The 18,097-nt window shown below is 65.0% G+C and carries 17 protein-coding genes and 1 pseudogene; 11 read left to right on the forward strand and 7 right to left on the reverse strand.

The genetic code is table 11. The features are described from left to right. The first annotated feature begins 793 nt into the window (after positions 1-793). Positions 794-1,180 carry a hypothetical protein gene (locus ACFYTS_RS35025; protein WP_387309541.1) on the forward strand — a complete coding sequence of 129 codons (387 nt, stop codon included), beginning with the start codon at positions 794-796 and terminating at the stop codon, positions 1,178-1,180. Between the two features lie 142 nt (positions 1,181-1,322). On the opposite strand, the gene ACFYTS_RS35030 is transcribed toward ACFYTS_RS35025, so the two are convergent. After that, positions 1,323-2,237, reverse strand: a complete 915-nt coding sequence (locus tag ACFYTS_RS35030) for a TIGR03619 family F420-dependent LLM class oxidoreductase (RefSeq protein ID WP_387309542.1) — start codon at positions 2,235-2,237, stop codon at positions 1,323-1,325. Positions 2,238-2,413: 176 nt separating this feature from the next. Between ACFYTS_RS35030 and ACFYTS_RS35035 the strand changes: the two genes are divergently transcribed. Genes ACFYTS_RS35035 through ACFYTS_RS35045 form a run of 3 tightly spaced genes read left to right on the forward strand, consistent with a single transcriptional unit; the run spans position 2,414 to position 4,366 of the window. Beyond that, a complete protein-coding gene (locus ACFYTS_RS35035) occupies positions 2,414-2,782 on the forward strand; it encodes a YciI family protein (protein WP_387309543.1) in 369 nt (122 codons plus the stop codon). Positions 2,783-2,789: 7 nt separating this feature from the next. After that, positions 2,790-3,128, forward strand: coding sequence for a YciI family protein (locus ACFYTS_RS35040; protein WP_387309544.1), 339 nt, complete (start codon positions 2,790-2,792; stop codon positions 3,126-3,128). Further along, the gene (locus tag ACFYTS_RS35045; RefSeq protein ID WP_387309545.1) at positions 3,125-4,366 is read left to right on the forward strand and encodes an RNA polymerase sigma factor; all 1,242 of its coding nucleotides are present in this window, start codon (positions 3,125-3,127) and stop codon (positions 4,364-4,366) included. Before ACFYTS_RS35040 ends, ACFYTS_RS35045 begins: the two co-directional genes overlap by 4 nt. Positions 4,367-4,639: 273 nt before the next feature. Here ACFYTS_RS35045 and ACFYTS_RS35050 read toward each other — a convergent pair whose 3' ends face one another. Both ACFYTS_RS35050 and ACFYTS_RS35055 read right to left on the reverse strand, forming a co-directional pair. Then, on the reverse strand, positions 4,640-4,933 hold the full coding sequence (locus ACFYTS_RS35050) for a hypothetical protein (protein ID WP_387309546.1): 294 nt from the start codon (positions 4,931-4,933) through the stop codon (positions 4,640-4,642). 160 nt (positions 4,934-5,093) lie between these two features. After that, positions 5,094-5,729, reverse strand: coding sequence for a PP2C family serine/threonine-protein phosphatase (locus ACFYTS_RS35055; protein ID WP_387309547.1), 636 nt, complete (start codon positions 5,727-5,729; stop codon positions 5,094-5,096). Positions 5,730-5,960: 231 nt separating this feature from the next. Between ACFYTS_RS35055 and ACFYTS_RS35060 the strand changes: the two genes are divergently transcribed. The 3 genes from ACFYTS_RS35060 (at position 5,961) to ACFYTS_RS35070 (ending at position 7,571) form a co-directional block, all read left to right on the forward strand. Next, complete coding sequence (locus ACFYTS_RS35060; RefSeq protein WP_387309548.1) at positions 5,961-6,851, forward strand: hypothetical protein; 891 nt, start codon at positions 5,961-5,963, stop codon at positions 6,849-6,851. Between the two features lie 23 nt (positions 6,852-6,874). After that, on the forward strand, positions 6,875-7,024 hold the full coding sequence (locus ACFYTS_RS35065; protein WP_387309549.1) for a hypothetical protein: 150 nt from the start codon (positions 6,875-6,877) through the stop codon (positions 7,022-7,024). A gap of 289 nt (positions 7,025-7,313) precedes the next feature. Further along, positions 7,314-7,571 carry an SHOCT domain-containing protein gene (locus tag ACFYTS_RS35070; RefSeq protein ID WP_387309550.1) on the forward strand — a complete coding sequence of 86 codons (258 nt, stop codon included), beginning with the start codon at positions 7,314-7,316 and terminating at the stop codon, positions 7,569-7,571. Positions 7,572-7,747: 176 nt separating this feature from the next. Here ACFYTS_RS35070 and ACFYTS_RS35075 read toward each other — a convergent pair whose 3' ends face one another. From ACFYTS_RS35075 to ACFYTS_RS35085, 3 genes and pseudogenes are all read right to left on the reverse strand, one after another. After that, positions 7,748-9,157, reverse strand: coding sequence for an MDR family MFS transporter (locus ACFYTS_RS35075; RefSeq protein ID WP_387309551.1), 1,410 nt, complete (start codon positions 9,155-9,157; stop codon positions 7,748-7,750). Then, positions 9,154-10,260, reverse strand: coding sequence for a PLP-dependent cysteine synthase family protein (locus tag ACFYTS_RS35080; RefSeq protein ID WP_387309565.1), 1,107 nt, complete (start codon positions 10,258-10,260; stop codon positions 9,154-9,156). Before ACFYTS_RS35080 ends, ACFYTS_RS35075 begins: the two co-directional genes overlap by 4 nt. Positions 10,261-11,672: 1,412 nt before the next feature. After that, a pseudogene (locus ACFYTS_RS35085) lies at positions 11,673-12,851 on the reverse strand (permease); the annotation flags it as partial. Between the two features lie 215 nt (positions 12,852-13,066). Here ACFYTS_RS35085 and ACFYTS_RS35090 point away from each other — a divergent pair. Beyond that, positions 13,067-13,324 (forward strand): hypothetical protein, encoded by a 258-nt coding sequence (locus tag ACFYTS_RS35090; protein ID WP_387309552.1) that lies wholly within the window; start codon positions 13,067-13,069, stop codon positions 13,322-13,324. A 271-nt stretch (positions 13,325-13,595) separates the two neighbouring features. Beyond that, positions 13,596-14,081, forward strand: coding sequence for a plastocyanin/azurin family copper-binding protein (locus tag ACFYTS_RS35095; RefSeq protein ID WP_387309553.1), 486 nt, complete (start codon positions 13,596-13,598; stop codon positions 14,079-14,081). A 61-nt stretch (positions 14,082-14,142) separates the two neighbouring features. Here the strand turns inward: ACFYTS_RS35095 and ACFYTS_RS35100 are convergent, their stop codons facing one another. Further along, positions 14,143-14,619 (reverse strand): hypothetical protein, encoded by a 477-nt coding sequence (locus tag ACFYTS_RS35100; RefSeq protein WP_387309554.1) that lies wholly within the window; start codon positions 14,617-14,619, stop codon positions 14,143-14,145. Positions 14,620-14,679: 60 nt separating this feature from the next. Between ACFYTS_RS35100 and ACFYTS_RS35105 the strand changes: the two genes are divergently transcribed. Both ACFYTS_RS35105 and ACFYTS_RS35110 read left to right on the forward strand, forming a co-directional pair. Continuing rightward, the gene (locus ACFYTS_RS35105; RefSeq protein ID WP_387309566.1) at positions 14,680-16,191 is read left to right on the forward strand and encodes a multicopper oxidase family protein; all 1,512 of its coding nucleotides are present in this window, start codon (positions 14,680-14,682) and stop codon (positions 16,189-16,191) included. A 712-nt stretch (positions 16,192-16,903) separates the two neighbouring features. Continuing rightward, positions 16,904-17,689: a hypothetical protein gene (locus tag ACFYTS_RS35110; protein ID WP_387309555.1), complete on the forward strand. Its 786-nt coding sequence runs from the start codon at positions 16,904-16,906 to the stop codon at positions 17,687-17,689. Positions 17,690-18,097: the final 408 nt, after the last annotated feature.

Genomic DNA, 18,097 nt, shown 5'->3' on the forward strand with positions numbered 1-18,097 from the left:
GATGGTGGGCAGCCGCATAAAGGGAGCTTCCCACCGGGCACCTGGACCTGATCCTGGCCGGGATCCGATCCTGACACCAGTTTCTTACTAGCCGCGACCCGGGCGTCCTGGAGCCGCCGCGGGCTCCGCTGGCGAACACACCATCATGCCGAGGAACGGATCTACCACTCTGGTCTACTCGCCATGCGAACCCGGAATCGGTGTGTCACATTCGAATGTGATCCACCCACCTCCGGGTCCCCTATGGCCGGCAAGAACGCGTCCCCGGTACGACTGAGCACCTTCGAGCGCGACGGTGACATGAGTCTGTGAGTCCGGGACTTCCAGGTCGCCGACATATCGAAGCCGTATGACCCCGGCAGATTCTCGCTCCAACGTGATTGCGACATCGAGGTTTTCGGCAACGCTCGGCTCGTACTCCTCGTCGCTGACAGTCACGGTCGCAGTGCGGTCAGGCATATCCATGGAACCATGGGAACACCGACCGACCAGGCCGTTGTGCAAACACTTCCCGTGTCGCATCACCAGAACGTCCTCAGTTGCCGCGTCCCGCGCGTCTGTTCGGGCGGTTCGCCGGGATCGCGGCATCGTGAAGGATGGCTTCCTCACCCGACCTCGATGTCACCTTCGCCGGTGACGACCTCGTGCTCCGGCTGGCCGCCCTCGCCTACCTCGCCCGCTTGTCCGCGGTATCGCGCATTCACACCAAATCCGGTCTGCGCCTTTACTTCTACTGGTGCACCGACCAGCAACTGACCCCACTCGCCGTCGCCCGCACCGAGGTCGACGGTATATGCGGTGGGTGCAGGAGGTCCGCCGCTTCGAACCCGCCACCGTCGCCCGCCGCCTGGCCGTCGTCGCAGGCTTCTACCGCACCTGCGTTATCGACGGCGTCCTGGACCGCTCACCCGCCGAGTATGTCCGGCGGCCGCGGGTATCGAACGAGTCACCGACACTGGGACTTTCACACCCGCAGTTCGAGGCACTGCTGTGCGCCGCCCGCGACTCGGACAACCCGCCGGACTTCGCCCTGGTCGCCATGCTCGGACTGCTCGGCCTGTGGTACTGCCCTCCGGTGAGACCGCAGTACTACGGAGGCCGGTCGATGAGAAGACAACACCGGACAACGGCCCCGGGGCCACGCGCCGTGCCGCCGTCTGCGGTAGCACCAAGGCGGTAACCTCCATGCGCATCGTGGAGGTTACCGCGTTGCGCCACATGGAAATCCGGGGACACAGGCACATCAGCGATCGGGCGCATTCCATCGGTGCCGGCATCCTCGTTGCGCCCGGCGGCTGCGGCGGCAGGACGCTGGGCCGGTGCTATTGCGTCGTCTTGCGCATCGGCAAACCAAGCTTGGTGGCCAGCGCCTCCAGCAGTTCGACCTGCTGCTCGGGGTCCGAGGGCAGCAGGTGGATCGCGATGTGCATCTCGTCGGCACCGACGGCTGCGGCACGGTCGAGGTCGCTCAGCGCGGTGTCGCTGAAAGCGCTGGGAGACGGGTGCTGGTCGCGTCGGCCCGGGAGCGTATTCACGATTACGGTGCCTGTGCCGCCGGCCTCTCGGTACCAGCGGACGTTTCTCTGGGTGTCGTCCCAGTCGACCGCGGTGGTGATGAAGCCGTCCGCGATGCGGGCTGCCCGTTCGATCGTGTGACGGGTGATCGCGCCGATGAACAGGGGCATTTTGCCCGCGTACGGCTTCGGACCGACCATGGACAGCGGGATCTGGTAGTACTCGCCGTCGAACTCGACGGGGTCGGGCGCCCAGCACGCCCGCATCGCGGCGATGTGCTCGACGAACCCGGCGCCTCTGCGGCTGGCCGGCACCCCCGCCGCGATGAACTCCTCGGGGATGTAGAACGGTGGCAGTCGCGTACCGCCGCCCTGACCGACCCCGACATCCAACCGGCCGCCGGACAGCCGGTCGAGCGTGGCCAGTCGACGGGCCAGGTTGATCGGTGAGTGGAAGATCGAGTTCACGATGTCGGTGCACATGCGGATCCGCTGGGTGTGGGCGGCCGCCCAGCTCAACACCTCGAGTGAGTCCCAGACATGGGATTCGGGCAGGCCCGCGTCGTTGTTCCAGTGCGGTCCGGCGGGGATCAGGAGCCGGTCGCTGGCGGACACGGAGTGAAATCCGAGCCGTTCGGTCGCCTGGGCCACTGCGACGATGGCGTCTGGGCCGGCGTGCGGGCCGACGTACGGCAGGCTGACGCCGATGCGTGGAAGATTCATTCTTATACTCCGTTGTTGACCGTTGGTGCGGAACGCTCAGTCGAGGCGGCCCTTCGGGTCTTGGTCGGAGCGGACAGCAGAATTTTGCGGTCCGGCACCGCAAGAATGCGCTACTGGCTCCGACTTGATGGTGAACGGTGCCTCGACGGCGCCGCCCGACCATCGAAGGAGACAACGTGAAGTTCTTGTTGATCATGCACAACAACCCGCAGATCTGGGAGGCGCTGACTGATGAGGAGCGCCAGAAGGTGATGAGCGGCCACGGCGCGTTCATCGAAACCGTTACCAAGTCAGGGGAGATGATCAGCACCGCGGTACTGGCCGACCCGTCGCAGAGCGCTGTGGTCAGGGTCCGGGGCGGCGTTCCCGCGGTGACCGACGGGCCCTATCTCGAGGCCAAGGAGTACCTCGGCGGGTATTACATGGTGGAGTGCGACAGCAGGGAGCGTGCGCTGGAGCTGGCCGCGCTCATCCCGGACGCCGGTGTCGAGGGTCTCGGCATCGAGGTGCGGCAGATCGTCTTCGAAGACACAGCCGACCGCTGAGCACGCCGTGAAGTTCCTGCTGAATCTCTATCCGAGCGCTGCGGCCTTATCTGGGAAAGCGTTCGATCCCGAGCAGTTGCTGGCCGCGACCGGGCATGCGGGGGAACTGATCGACGGTCACCTACTCGCTGATCCGTCCATCAGCGCCGTAGTACGGGTTTTGGATGGCGCGGTGATCGTGACCGAGGGCCCGTACCTGCAGACCCTGGATCATGTCGCCGGACAGTTCTTGGTCGATTGCGAAAGCCGCGAGCGCGCTGTGGAATTGGCGGCCCTGCTACCCAGCGATCAGATCGGTGCCGTGGAGGTGCGCCCGTTGATGGACTCGGCCGGGATGGAGATGTGAGCACGTCCGAACGTCTCGAGGACCTGCTGCGCGAGCTGGCGCCGCAGGTCCTCGGGGTGCTGCTACGCCGCTACGGCGGGTTCGAGGAATGCGAGGACGCGGTCCAGGAGGCGTTGCTCGCCGCGGCGATGCAGTGGCCCGCCGAAGGTATCCCGGAGAACGCGCGCTCCTGGCTGATCACCGTCGCCGCCCGCCGTCTGGTCGATCAGGTGCGCAGCGAGCAGGCACGTCGCCGCAGGGAAGCCACCGCCGCGCAGGAGACACCGGAGGCCGACCTTTCGCCGCCGCCGGGCGACGACAGCCCCGGCGACCAGGACGACACGCTCGCACTGTTGTTCCTGTGCTGCCTTCCGGCGCTGACCCCCACCTCTCAGGTCGCACTGACACTGCGGGCCGTCGGCGGGCTCACCACAGCCGAGGTGGCCCGAGCCTTTCTCGTGCCGGAGGCCACCATGGCGCCGCGGATCAGCCGCGCCAAGCAACGGATAAAGGCAGCCGGAGCGTCGTTCGCGATGCCGGGTCCCCAAGAATGGGCCGAACGGCTGGACGCTGTCCTGCACGTGCTCTACCTGATCTTCAACGAGGGCTACACCGCCAGTTCCGGACCGGATCTGCATCGCGCTGAACTCACTTCGGAAGCGATCCGCCTTACCCGCATGCTGCACAGGTCCTTGCCGGACGACGGTGAAGTCGCCGGAATCCTGGCGCTGATGCTGCTGACCGACGCCCGCCGCGTGGCCCGCACCGACCCGGACGGTGCCCTCATTCCGCTGGCCGAGCAGGACCGGAACCGGTGGGACGCCGCATTGATCGAAGAGGGCACAGCACTGGTGACCGCCGCCATGTCCTCCTCACCTCTCGGCCCTTACCAACTCCAGGCAGCGATCGCCACGCTGCACGTCCAAGCACCGCGGGCCGCGGATACCGACTGGGAACAGATCCGGATCCTTTACGAAATCCTGAGCCGGATCGCGCCGAACCCTATGGTCACGCTGAATTACGCGGTAGCAGTTGCGATGACCCACGGTCCCCACGCCGGACTCGAACTGCTGGAAGGACTGGACACCGACCCTCGGATCGCCCGGCACCACCGCCTCTACGCCGTTCGCGCCCACTTACAGGAGCTGGCAGGCGAGTTCGCCGCCGCTTGGGCCAACTACAGTCTGGCAGCCCAGCGCACCACCAGTCTTCCCGAACAGCGCTACCTCCGAGACAAGGCAGCCCGGCCCGACCGATAGCGGCCACCAAACGAAGCTCGTCTGACTGCCTATGTCCCGTCGCCGCTCACAACCCGGTTGTCCGAACCCGCCCTCGTTTGCCGACGACCATCAGACCGTTCGAATACGTCAGGCCATGAGTCTCTGACACCCCGCGCAGCGAGTTCCATTGCAGTAAACGCACTATTCTGCCGCTGATCGCGCTGACCGAACCGGCCGGCGCGAGGCGCCGACGGCCGGAACCTGGTGCGGCGCGGAGCGCACGCTCATGCTGAATTCAGTGCAGTGAGCGGTTCATGGTGCCAGAGGTGGCCAGGTTGTGAACTTGGCATCTTGAACGCGGTAGGTGATCTGTCGATTTCGCTGCTTCGGAGTCCATCCGTTGCGGAGAGCCTTGCGAATGATCTCCGCGACCACACCGGGCGTGATGACTGTGCCGTGGTCGACCCAGGTGACCATGCGTTGTCCCTGGCCTTCGGCGATCTCGACGACGATGGCGAGACCAGGTTCGTCGTCAGGTGCGACGACCCATCTGAAGCGCTCGCCGTCAACGTCGAGAATTCGAGTTCCCTTGCGCGCCAGACCCATTACCCCACTCAACACGATGAAACCCCAGAACTCGAATATCCGCTCATGCCGCTGATCGCTCGATCTGGCTGCCTGCCTAGTCCTCTCAACCTCCTCGTATTGGCCCGCCCTCAGTAAGGGGGTGAGTCAAAGCTGGGGGAGACGGGGCGGCCGCAAGGGGTTACGGCAAGGCGATGGTCATGTCGTCGTGGCGCTTGGAACGTGGCTGGATCTGGCCATCTGGATCGTGGTTGGCTTCCCAATGTCGACCACGTTCGAGGAGTTGCCGGAGTCCGGCGGCGTCCATCTTCGCGATGTCCGGCCAAGAGGTCTCCATTGGTGCGAGGGGGCTTGCGGCTCCGTCGGTAGCGAGCACGACCCACGGGACTGATTCAACTGGGTAGCGGGCGGTTACGGCGTGATATGCGGCGTCGGGGTCGGTCTCGGCGATCCAGTAGCCATCGGCGTGGTTTCGGCGCTCTCGTTGTTTGCGTTGAAGCACTCGGAGTAGGCCGCGGTGGGTTTCGTCGTAGCCGCTGCCAGAGGCAAGCCTGTTTCGGTACTGCGTGGACTCTGGCAGATGGAGGTCGTCGAGGCGGGTGTCGGTGACGATGTCAAAGCCGTTGTCCGCTCGGCCGACGATCACCGGAGAATCGCCGAGAGTGAGGATCTCGGCGATGTTGTCACAGACCCGAAGCAGTGCGACCGTGCTCGATGGGGCGATGCCGGAATGCAGCTGGAGGTGATCCGCAGTCGCGGCAATGGCTTCGGCGAGAATGCCTCGCAGATCCGTGAGCGGCTGGCATGGCTGGGTCATGTGCGGTCGCTCCGTCGAGCACAATCACGCCGTGATCGGTGACGAGTACCCGATCCTCGTCCGCCAGCGCGGGAAGCTGAGCCGTAGCGACCTTCATGAGCGCTCCGAGTATGGGCCGACGACCAAACGGCTGTCGGTCACGGCGAAGTAAGCGTCGAAGTCGCATTCGACTACTCCGCTGATGAATGTCGAGGACGAGCTGAATACCTCGCTCAGATTCCGATCCAACCAATGCGCCACGCCGAGCGATCCGATGCTGGTGATTCCCGCGATGTGAACGAGTACGCGGCCCCCCGCGTCGGCGCGCGGCACGGGCGCCGCCCGGACGTGTTCGGCACATGTGACGGCCGCGGCTACGCCGTCGAAATCCAATGGTCGCCACTGACCGTCGAGGAAGCCCGCGCCCGCACCGAGCACCACCGCGCGGCCGGCGCCGATGAGGTGCTGTGGCTGACCCGCTCGTGCACCTGGGTCGAGCAGCTGCCCGCGCTCGGGATCAAGAGCTTCACCCCGACAGCGGGCGGCGGGCACTACTTCGCCCACACCGGATACCTACGTCACGGCCGCCGCGCCGAACTCCGCGTCGAGCCGATCGCTGTGCGCCAGTTCCTCGACGTGTGGATCGGGGGCGAACTCGCCTGGGGATATCGAGAGACCGAGAAAGCAGGGTGGGCCACCATGACCGACTGGACCGCATACACCTCCGAGCAGGCCGACGAGATCGACCAGATGCGCCGCAAGGTCGAGGCCGCCAACGCCCGCGTCGCCAAACAGGCCGAGGCGATAGGCAAGCAGAACATGCGGATCGACGCACTGATCGCGGAGGGTGCCCGGCACAAGCGTGATCTCACCGCGCGCACCGGCGAACGGGATACGGTCACCGCCGATCTCGTCGCCGCCAACACCGATTTGGCCGAAGCCAACCAGATCATCGCCGGACTCGATGCCACCTTGCAGGCCGTGCGGAAGAACCTCGACGCCGCCAAAGCCGCTGTGGTTCAGCAGGACCAGCGATACCGCGGTGCCGCCGAAGAGCTCACGTCTCGGACCCGCTGGGCCGAGGTGCTGCTGCTGATCGCCTTCGTGCTCGCGATCGCGGCCATCGCGGGATGGATCTACTGACCAACGACAACGTTCGAGCCGCTGTGACCGATCGAGGAGAGATGATGCGCCGCAACCGCTACCGAGACACCTGCGTCGATTGCAAAGGGCCCGTCGGGGAGAACAAGGGATACCTGTTCGGCAGCAGCAACGCTGTCGTGTGCGAGGCCTGCGTGTACGACTTCTACGCTTGAACACCTGTCAGCGGTCAGGTGGCTGCTGAGGACGTTGGGCTCGGCGGTGGGGTCTTCGGACCCTGCTGATGTCGGGGGCGCCGTGTGATCGTCGAAGTCGACACGGTCGGAGATGTTCGCCGACCCGAGTGCGAGGAGTGGAGTCGATGGACATGAGCAACATGGACATGCAGTCGCCGGTGATGCAGGTGTGTCACGCGGTCATGATGTGGCTGCATCAGCAGGGCATTCTGGCCCCGATGACGATGTGATCACCTGCGGCGGTTGATCGGTTCGAAGGAGTACGGACATGATGATGTGGTACGGCAGCGGTATGGGTGGCTGGGGCTACGCCCTGATGACCATCGGCATGCTGATCTTCTGGGCACTCGTGATCGGGGGCTTCGTCACCCTCGTTCGTTACTCGGGTGGACCCGCCCCGCGCAGCGACACCAGCGCGCGGCAGACCCCGCAGCAGATGCTGGCCGAGCGGTACGCGCGCGGGGAGATCGACGACGAGGAATACACCCGCCGCCTGAAGCTTCTCGGCACCGACGTGTCGAGCTGACCGTGCGCCGGAGCGTCGCTGGAAAGGGGCTAACAGCGAACACGACCATGTCGGCGACCCTGCGCGCATCCCTCGGCAATACGGTCGTGCGAACTCGAACAGTGTTGGCGCGGAAGGGTTCGGCGTTCTGTGGGTGCCGGTAAGAACCGTGTCACCTGGTACGCGGGCGGATGTGCTCAGGTCGGAAGACCTCGACGGCGAGCACCACGTCCCAATTGGGAACGGTCGGGGCGATCAGCTGGCAACGGGGTGGCCTTCGGAGCGGCTCGCCGGGTGCCCGGCGGTGCTTGCTCGGCTGTGGAAAACTGGTGCTGGCCGCCGCTGATCGTGGTTTTCGGCTGATCGATACCGACGGTGGCGGCCTGCGTGGGCCGGGACCGGTCAAGTCGGTGCAGGGCTAGCGTCGAGAGGGCGCCGATTGCGGTGAGCCCGACCCATATCGCCCAGTCGGCTCCGGAGTCGCGGGCAGCGCCTACCACAGCGCCGGTGCCGAGGTTGCCGATGAGAATCCCGACACCCACCACGGTGCTGTAGAAGCCGTAATGGGTGGCCACCAGCCTTCCGTTGGCCAGGGATACGACGGTGTCCATCTCGAACGGGAACACCGCCGCGGTTCCGATCGCCAGCAGCGCCGCCGCCGCCAGAAGTGCGGCGATCGCGACGGTCGTGCCGAACCGCTGCGGTTCGGGCACGATCACCAGGGGCAGGAACGACGCCGACAGCAGGCTCATACCGATGACCAGGCTGCGCCCGGTCCTCCACCGGGTTCGTAACCATGCGGTGATGTGCAGCTGGCTGACCACTGCGATGACACCGGTGATAACGAACACCGCCGAGGTGATCGCCTGCGCCCACGCCCGGTCGATGTATTCGGCTTGCAGCGGCAGTGCTAGATACACCTGGAACGACAGCACGTACGAGCCGATCATCGCCGCGGCGAAGGCCACGAACCGACGGTTGGCCGCCACCGTGCGCCAGTCCTGCAGAACCGACGTCTTGTTGGCGGCCGTTTCCGCGCGGCGGGCCGGGAGCGCGAACAGTTGCGCCACGGTCAATGCCGCGAACACTACCGCCGCCGAGCCTGCCGTGAGACGAAAGTCCAGCGCCATCAAGGCAAGTCCCACCAGCGGCCCGGCCAGGATGCCGGCCTGGTAGAAGACGTTGAACACGGCGAACGCCTCCACCCGTCGTTCCCCAGTATCGGCGGCGAGGTAGGCACGCACCGCCGGGTTGAACAAAGCTCCAGCGAAACCTGTTGCGGCCGAGGCGATCAGCAACCCTGGCAGTGACGTGACGAACACCAGGAGCGCGAAACCGCCTGTGCGCAGGAAGCATCCGGCGACGATCAGTGGTTTGTAGCCGAGCCGGTCGGCGAGCGTGCCGCCCAGCAGGAACATGCCTTGCTGGGAGAAGTTCCGCACACCCAGCACGAGCCCGACCGCCCATGCCGCCAAGCCCAGTGGCCCGGCCAGATATCCGGCCAGGTACGGCATCAGCATGTAGAAGCCGAGGTTGATGCCGAACTGGTTGATCATCAGCAGCCGCGCGGGGAGATCGAAGCTACGGAACTTCACGACGACCGTCACGACGACTGCCTTGTGTTACGGGTGAGATCTCTGGGATCGATGACGGTGGTGCAGCGGGTCCAGACTCGCACGACCTTCTCGGCCGGGTGGGTGATCGTGTCCGGTTCGATCGGCGGATCGGCGTGGAGCAAACCCTGTTTCTCGCAATAGGTGTCGTTGTAAATGGTGTCGAAGTAACGCTGCGGGCTGTCGGGGAACACCGCCGCGATCCGGATGTCCGGGTCGTTGATCCGGGCGGCCCACCCCGCTACCAGCGCGACCGCACCGACGCTCCAGCCGCCGCTGGCGTGATGTGTCGCTGCCAGTGTGCGGCACGCCCACACTGCTTCCGATGGCGCGACCCAATGGATTTCGTCGAAGGCGTCGTAATCGACGTTGCGGGGGTAGATGCTCGAACCGAGGCCCCGCATCAGCCGTGGACCGGCGGGTTGGCCGAAGATCGTGGACGACACGGTGTCCACCCCGATCAGTCTCAGGTCCGGGTTGAACCGGCGCAGCACCCTCGCCGCTCCGGCCGAATGACCGCCGGTGCCGACCGCGCACACCAGTACATCGACACTCCCGAGCTGTTCGATCAGCTCGAGCGCCAGCGATTCGTAGCTGTCGACGTTGTCGGGGTTGTTGTACTGGTCTGGGCACCATGCATCGGGCTCACGCTCGAGCAGCTCGACGACTCGCTCATTCCGGGCCTGCTGCCAGCCGCCGCTGGCATGAGGCTCGGTCACCAGATCGATCTGTGTCCCATACGCGGCGAGCATCTGCGCCACGATCGGCTCCAGGCTCGGATCGGTCACCACGGTGACCGGATGTCCATGCACTATTCCCGCCAGTGCTAGGCCCAAACCCAATGTGCCGCTGGTGGATTCGACGATCCGCGCACCCGGTGTCAGATCACCGCGTTGCTTCGCGCGCCGCACCATGTGCAGCGCGGGGCGGTCTTTAATTCCGCCGGGGTTGAATCCCTCGAGCTTGGCCCAGAACCCTCGGCCCGCCGGTGCCAGCGGTGCGCCGACCCACAGCACCGGGGTGTTGCCGACCAGCGCGTCCGGGTGAAGGGCCGGGCCCGGCGCGGCCACCAGCGCCGCGGGAACCTCGGCACGCATGCCGAGCGCAATGTCGTCCATGACTGTCGCTTTCTGTATCGAGACCCCGAAGGGCGCAGAGACGTGCGGGCAGCGGACACCGGCCGACAAGAGGACAACATTCGCCGGCCTGGCGCTGACCGATCAGCGTCGGGCGATACAAAGACGCGTCAGCAGAACTCTGCCGCAGACGATAGGCACACGCGCGACAGGCGGACCTCGAACTCCACCGGAACCCATCCGGTACACCGCCGCCGCGACGACCGTGGCCGCGACCAGCACACTCAAGAGCAGTAGCAGCGGCACGAAACTTCCGACAGCTGCCGGTAGCGCGTACGTGATGACGCAGTGGACGGCGTGCGGCGCATCATGGCGATCACCGACATCGGCGATGGCATGTGCGGGACGATCCACAGCCGAGGCCACCAACGCGGTGATCTGAGTTGCGGTCGTGTGGGAGTGGGGAGCGGCCCCATCGGACTGGACGCCGATGCCGGGTATCGAGCAGTGCACCAGTGGCGCCATGAGCAGCGCCGCGGCAAGCACCGCCAACGCCAAGCCAGCGGGCCGCGACCGACCGATTGGCTTCACCCGCGACCACACTCCAGCAACGCTCATCACGAATCGCGTCCGTCCGTGTGAGGAGTCTGGGCCCGGCGGATTCGACGCTCGCGGTCTATGCCGACCGCCACGGTCGCGTTCGGCACATCCCCGCCGTGGCTGGAAGCACCACGACGCGCGACGCGTCGGCAACCCTCCTGACTCACTGCCGAAGCCTCCTCCCACGAACCGTTTGGTCCGGACCGTTCCGAAAGACCTACTGGCCCAGTACGTACGCGGCTGGAGTTGCGTGATCAACCACGGAGCCGACAAGAGCACCAAAAAACCCCACCGCAACGCCTGTACCACGCATTTTACGCCGATATAGTCCGCCCAGGTTCTTGCTGGGGAGGACCGCATGTCGCGCACCAGCCCAGTTCGCGTCGGCGACTAGTGTCGAAAGATCGGTGCTCGTCCCACAGCGCGGTCCCGGATATCGGCGACCGCGCGCGAAGGGGCCGATGCCCAGCGCTAGGACACCGACCGGCACGACGTCGACTCCGGCGGCCAGCAGGGTGCTGAGGCTCAGCTCGGCGCCGGACGGCACCTGGACCGTGCCGCTGGGCACCTTGTGGCCGGGTAGCTACTAGTGCAGACAAGCAGTTCACCGCCACCAACTCGACCGGCAAAGCGACTGCGCTGGTGCTCGGCCACCCTGTCACCGTCCCCGGCGATCCCACGCAGACACCGCCGCCGGCCGTGTCGACCACGGACCCCGTGCGGCTATCGACGAGATAACTGCCGGATAGCGCTGTGGATCAGTGGGTTTCGCCGGACGGATGATGCCCGGTGTGGTCGTGGGCGGTGTGATCATGTCCGGTGGAAGTGTCGTCGTGGTCGGCGTGCCCGCTGTGGTCGTGGTGGGTGTGCTCGACGTCGGGTGTGCCGCCCATCATGCGCAGCATGGGGATGCCGCCAGTGCGGACGAAGCGGATGACCAGGAGTGCGCTGAGGATGAGGAAGGCGATGTTGAGCCAGGTGGTGTAGTTCCAGTGGATGCCCTCGGTCATCACCATGGCGTTGCGTTCGTGCGGGACGAGACCGGTTGTGCCGAAGAGGATCTCGACGATATACCCGGCGCCGACCATCGCGGCGTAGAAGGTGCCCAGCAGGGTCAGCATCATGCGGGTGCCGTAGTACTTGCGGTAGATGTTGAGGATCGGCAGGATCAGCAGGTCCGCGTAGATGAAGGCGATCACGCCGCCGAAGCTGATGCCGCCGTTCCACAGCACCGCGGCCAGGGGCACGTTGCCGATCGAGCACACAAACGACAGGATCGCCACCAACGGTCCTACCAGTGGGCTCCAAATCGCCGATGCCAGCGGATGGTCGGTCAGGAAGAACTTCTGCCAGAACGAATCCGGTACCCAGGCGCCGATTGCGCCCGCGATGAGCAGGCCGATGACCAGGTCGCGCAGGATGGCGGCCCACTCCATGACGAAGACGTGGGACACGGCGGTCAGGCCCGGCCGTGAGAAGAGTCGCCGCAGGAACGATCCTTCTGTCGGAACCGACATGTCCATGGCGGCATGGCCTTCCATCGATCCGGCCAGCCCCTTGTCGGCTTGGTCGCGGGCCGCATCGACCAGCCGGGAGCGCACGAACAGCCGGAACAGCACCGCCAGCAGCACGATCATGATCGGTCCGCCGACGAATTCGGCCGCGGTGAACTGCCAGCCCATCAACAGGGCCAAGATGATGCCGAGTTCGACGACCAGGTTGGTCGAGCCGATCTCGAAGGCCATGGCCGCGGTGAAGTTCGCGCCCTTCCGGAACAGCGAACGTGCCAGCGCCACAGCGGCATACGAGCACGAGGACGAAGCCGCACCCAATCCGGCCGCGACGGCGAGCGTGCGCGGGTGGTCATCACCCAGCAGTCGGACGATCGTGGACTTGCGCACCACGGCTTGCACCAGCGCCGACAGTGCGAAACCGAGAATCAGTGCCCAGAGAATCTCCCAGGTCATCGACCCGGCCAACGCCAGCGCGTGTCCGATAGCGTTCATCGCCATCCTCGTCTCGTCCTGTTCGGCAGTCGCTGTTACTACGCCGCCGCGACTTTATACCCCAAGGGGGTATGAATCAACCGGTGAGAAGCGGAAGTCCGCCACGCAAGGGTGGAATGCCCTGTCAACGCGAGGTACATGTGGCGCACACTCCACTCGAGAATGCTGTCGCAAAGGCAGTTTCCGCGCTGACGGCCACGGAAGGAGGCGATGGTAACGTCATGGCCAGCTTGATCTTGCTGTTGTACACCCGGGTTGATCTGGAACCCATCATCGGCATCGCCTCCCACTCCTCCTGGACCGGTGACGACCTGGCGATGGTGCAGTCCCCGACGAATGTGGGCCATTGCATCGCGGCCGTGGTGCTACTGATCGCGGCGACCGTCCTGGCGGTGTACAAACCGCCCGGCATGACCCGGTACGGGCAACGAAAGAAGCGAGAAAAGCACCTGGCACGAGATCTGGACAAGGTCGGATAAACCCCTCGTGGACCGCCCCTACCTCGATGTTGGTTGCGGGCGCCACGCAGTCGATACGCGCTCGTGCACAGGGTGCGCGACATTGTGGATCGGAGAGCGATCGTTCACGAAACGCCCTCGTCCGCAGCAGGTTTCCGCAGGCCAGATCAGTGAAGGTTCCCGTGTGCGGGCCATTGCTGCCCTGTCAACCGACTGTCGGCGGTGCCCGCAGCGCGCTACCACCCGCAAGGGCAGTGGTGTCATCGACCCCGCGGGATCGCAGGAGTAGGCTGTGAAGCTCAGTAGAACACCCATCCGTATCGACATCGTCGGCCCCGGGAGGTGTGTTATGGAACCGCATCCAAAGCGGCGAACCACCCAAACAGTCTCCGTACTCTCAGCAGCGCTCGCGGCAGCGGCGTCCACGGCGGGCATTGCGCAGGGGGATCAGCCATCCTCGGCAGTGGTGCCCCCTGCAACCGTGCAGCTCGTGCGCGCACAGGACGCGACCGAGATCGCTGTCACCGAAACCGAGTACGCGATCAGCGTGCCCACGAGTCTGGCGCCGGGCACGTACACCTTCAACGTGACGAACGCCGGGAGCGCCCCCCATGACCTGGTCATCACCGGCCAGGGCGTCGATACGCGCACCCCGATACTGAACGGCGGCGCCAGCGCTCAACTGACTACGACACTCGACGCCGGAAGTTACGAATTCTGGTGCTCGGTCCCCGGCCATCGGGAGCAAGGAATGACAACAACCGTCACCGTAGGCTGACGCAACCGCCTCAGCCGCAACCTGGCTGGTCAGAGGGAATTCTTCTCAATCAGTCACGAGATTACGCACTCACGAGATCACGGCGACCGAAAACGAGCGCGCCCGCAGCGGTCGCAGTGATACCGAGGGCAATCAGAATCGCCGCGGTGTTCCAGTTCACCGCCTGCGCGGGGGCGCGTGAAACATGGTGCAGCATTGATAGATCCAGCAGCCAGTGACTGACACCCAGGCTGGCGCCGATGATCTCGAGCAGGAACGACCAGGCGACGACGCCATAGGCGACAACCGCGGCAAGGCGGGGGGCCACCGCGTGGGCCGGGGTGCCGATACCCAGCACCAGAACACCGACTGGCACGACGTTGACTCCGGTGGCCAGCAGGGTCGTGAAGCTCAGCGATGAGGAAGACGATGATCGAGAAGGATACGCCGAGGTAGACCGCGCCGCCGCGGGCGCGGGCGATCGTGACGAATGCGGATCTGACAGGTTGCGCCGGCGTCCACTTCGGGCACGGATGCAGGTGCGCTTGCCCGACCTCATCGACAGTTCACCATCCAGGGAGATCCCGTGTCGTCCAAGCACTTCCCATCCACCACGCCCATGACCCGACGCGGATTCCTCGCGCTGACCGCCGACACCGCAGCGGCGGCCGCGCTTGCCGCGTGTTCGAACCCCACCCCTCCTGCGCGCAAGCTCGTCCTGCCCGACTCTGATGCGGTCCGTGCTGTCGAGAACCAACGGCGGGCAGCCTCGGCGACCATCCGAGACGTGACGCTGCGCGCGGAACCCACCACCGTCGATCTCGGCGGTGCGCAGGCGCAGACCTGGACCTACGGCGGCCGGCTGCCCGGACAAGAGATTCGGCTGACGCGCGGCGATGTGCTGCGCGCCGAGGTCACCAATGCTGTGCCCGCGCCGACAACTATCCACTGGCACGGCATCGGGCTACGCGGCGACATGGACGGCACCCCCGCCATCACCCAGCCAGAGATCGCTGCCGGCAGCAGCTTCCGCTACGAGTTCACTGTGCCCGACGCGGGCACCTACTGGTTTCACCCGCACGTCGGGGTGCAACTCGACCGCGGCCTGTATGCGCCGCTGATCGTCGAAGACCCCGCCGACGGCAGCGACTACGACACCGAAGCTGTTGTGGTGCTCGATGATTGGCTCGACGGGATCAAAGGTCGCGATCCCGACAAACAGATGCAACAGCTACGCACCACCGGCATGTCCGGCATGTCCGGCATGGGCGGAATGAGCGGCATGAACATGGGCGGCATGTCGATGCCGACCGACCCCAACACCCCACTCGGCTCCGACACCGGTGACATCAAGGACTACCCCTACTACCTCATCAACGGCCGCATCGACACCGACCCCGTCACCCTGACCGGCAAGCCGGGCCAGCGAATCCGGCTACGCATCATCAACGCCGCCGCCGACACCGCCTTCCGCGTCGCAATCGGCGGCCACAGGATGCGCATCACCCACACCGACGGCTACCCCGTCCAACCGGTCACTACCTCCAGCCTGCTGATCGGGATGGGCGAACGCTACGACGCGATCGTCGACCTCGCCGACGGCGTCTTCCCCATCGTCGCGGCCGCGGAAGGCAAAACAGGTCAAGGGTTCGCCCTCATCCGCACCGGTGCAGGCACCCCACCTTCGGCCGACGTGCGCCCGACCGAACTCACCGCCCCACCGCTGACCGCGGACAGGCTCACCGCCGCCGACGCCGCGCGGCTGCCAGCGAAACAGCCCGACCACACCCTCGATGTCACACTCGGAGCGGACGCTCGCAAATACATCTGGACCATCAACGGCCGCGTCTACGACCAACGGACACCGCTGGATGTGGTGCAGGGACAACGAGTTCGACTGCGGTTCATCAACCAGACGATGATGTTCCACCCGATGCACCTGCACGGCCACACCTTCCAACTCGTCACCCCGACCGGCTCTGGGCCACGTAAGGACACCGCAATCGTGCCGGTGATGCAAACCATCGGGGCCGATCTAGACACCACAAACCCCGGCCAATGGATGCTGCACTGCCACAACGCCTACCACGGCGAGGCCGGCATGATGACCGTCCTGTCCTACACACAGTGAGTCGACTGGCACCGACGAGCAACGCTTGCCACCGGTTCACTTAGTCGATCTGGTCGAGACCCGCATGCCGAGGGCACTGGCTCCGTTCGCCGTTCATGCTTGGTTTGACGTCGGGCAAGGGCTGGACGCTGCTGGGGGCACGCGGATGCCCGCCAGCGGCCCCGGACCTTGCTCCGTCCTATGCCTGAATGTCCACTTCTGTGGCCGTCGAACACGAGGAACTGGCACGTATCTGGCATTGAAGCGTGGCATGTGTGCAAATCTTCAGGTCAAGTTGTGCCCTCGGCAGGATTCGAACCTGCGACACCCGCTTTAGGAGAGCGGCCTATGGCCGATTTGCCGAGTTTTGGTGTGTCCGGCATCGTTTGCAGTGATGGCTTCACCTGCGGGTTCGGTATTGGCGTCGTTGGTGGTGATCGGTGATGACTGGGGGCGCTGCGTACGTACTGCGTACGGAGCTCGGTGCGGTGTGATGCGCCGCGAGTTCTGCATGTCCGGAACGCACCTCGATGGCTGAGATCGAGCGCAGAGATGTCTTTGGCAGTAGGGTCGTCTTGCCGTTGATCGCCCGATCGATCGGGGCGTACATAATGACCAGGGGTAGTGCCAGAGCGCGCCGGGTTGTGAGCCTTGCCGCTTCGAAGGACGAAGGGGAGTCACGATGGCGACAAGTTCGGGATCTACTGCACCGCGGCTCTACTCCGTGCGCCACATGAAGGAAAACCCCCGGCTCTACTTTGCTGCAGTTGGTTTAACGCCCGTCGTTTTTGGGGTTCCGCTACTCGTTGTCTGGCTTCGCAATCCGAATGCAGTCGCGGACGATTATACGAGGGTGTTCGGACTCACCTTGTTCGGCCTTCTGGCACTCCTCGGACTGATATTCACGCTCCTTTTCTACCTGAACCCAGACCTATTGCCTTCGTCCGCTACGGCTGATGCCAGGAAAAATCTCGACGAGGCGGTCGAGAACGTGGCAGACCCGAATGACCTTCTGAAACTTATGGAGGTCAACCGACGGCAGATGGAGGCGTACGACGTTCAGGCTCGTGCACAGGGCCGATCATCCCACCGCAGCAGTCTGTTCGCCATGATGGCAGGGCTAGCGATCGTCGGTGCTGGACTTTGGATAACTGTCAATGCGGACGACACAGCCACGAAGTACTCGGCTGCGATTGTCGCTGCGGTGGGTACCGCTACAGGTGGCTATATTGCACGAACGTTCATTCGGGTCAACACCGCAGCGCAGCAACATGTTCGGTACTACTTTGGGCAGCCGTTGGTGCAGTCCTACTTGCTTACTGCGGAACGAGTAGCTGAGCGGCTTCCTTCTGGAAAGCGGGACGCACAGTATGTGCTGATCGTGGAGGCAGCTCTGCGGCAAGCAGGGATGGTGCCGCAACTCCCTGGTACTCCCGATGAGTTCGAACCGGAGCCTGAGCAGGTCGAGGAGCTGCCTCCGGCTGACGATGAGGGTGCAGACCAGTCAGACAAGGAGTAGTCCGGCACCTATCCAATGGGCAGGGCGACTTCCATCCCCCTGCTTCCTCATACTGGCCATCCCTGAGCGGAGTGAGGTCGTGTCAAGGGCGCTCTTTCCCTTGACTCGGCCGAGTGAGGTCAGACAATCGGGCCATGAGGAAGCAGGGAACTCCGCAACCACGTCTCTCGATACCGCCGGATTCGTTCAGCAATTCATCCACGCAGGTCAGACCCGGTGCGCCGCTGGGTTCGTTGTCGGCCTGGTCGACGTTCCCCCGCTGGGAATGACCACGGCTCGATGTGCGGCAGGTCGTCTATGAGGCAAGCGAGCGGAGCTCGTGCGGCAGCCCATTCGTAGCGGACTCGGTATCGCTGGGGCCTGCCGATCATGGCCTGAGTCCGGGCTGAATCAGCGCACACGCACTCG

This window comes from Nocardia sp. NPDC004151 (genome assembly GCF_042874235.1).
Classification (GTDB): domain Bacteria; phylum Actinomycetota; class Actinomycetes; order Mycobacteriales; family Mycobacteriaceae; genus Nocardia.

Coding starts and splice junctions, on each gene's coding strand:
- ACFYTS_RS35025 (WP_387309541.1), top strand. CDS start 794: ATGCGGTGGGTGCAGGAGGTCCGCCGCTTCGAACCCGCCACCGTCGCC.
- ACFYTS_RS35030 (WP_387309542.1), bottom strand. CDS start 2,237: ATGAATCTTCCACGCATCGGCGTCAGCCTGCCGTACGTCGGCCCGCAC.
- ACFYTS_RS35050 (WP_387309546.1), bottom strand. CDS start 4,933: ATGGGTCTGGCGCGCAAGGGAACTCGAATTCTCGACGTTGACGGCGAG.
- ACFYTS_RS35055 (WP_387309547.1), bottom strand. CDS start 5,729: ATGACCCAGCCATGCCAGCCGCTCACGGATCTGCGAGGCATTCTCGCC.
- ACFYTS_RS35060 (WP_387309548.1), top strand. CDS start 5,961: ATGCGCCACGCCGAGCGATCCGATGCTGGTGATTCCCGCGATGTGAAC.
- ACFYTS_RS35070 (WP_387309550.1), top strand. CDS start 7,314: ATGATGATGTGGTACGGCAGCGGTATGGGTGGCTGGGGCTACGCCCTG.
- ACFYTS_RS35080 (WP_387309565.1), bottom strand. CDS start 10,260: ATGCGTGCCGAGGTTCCCGCGGCGCTGGTGGCCGCGCCGGGCCCGGCC.
- ACFYTS_RS35090 (WP_387309552.1), top strand. CDS start 13,067: ATGGCCAGCTTGATCTTGCTGTTGTACACCCGGGTTGATCTGGAACCC.
- ACFYTS_RS35100 (WP_387309554.1), bottom strand. CDS start 14,619: ATGAGGTCGGGCAAGCGCACCTGCATCCGTGCCCGAAGTGGACGCCGG.
- ACFYTS_RS35105 (WP_387309566.1), top strand. CDS start 14,680: ATGACCCGACGCGGATTCCTCGCGCTGACCGCCGACACCGCAGCGGCG.
- ACFYTS_RS35110 (WP_387309555.1), top strand. CDS start 16,904: ATGAAGGAAAACCCCCGGCTCTACTTTGCTGCAGTTGGTTTAACGCCC.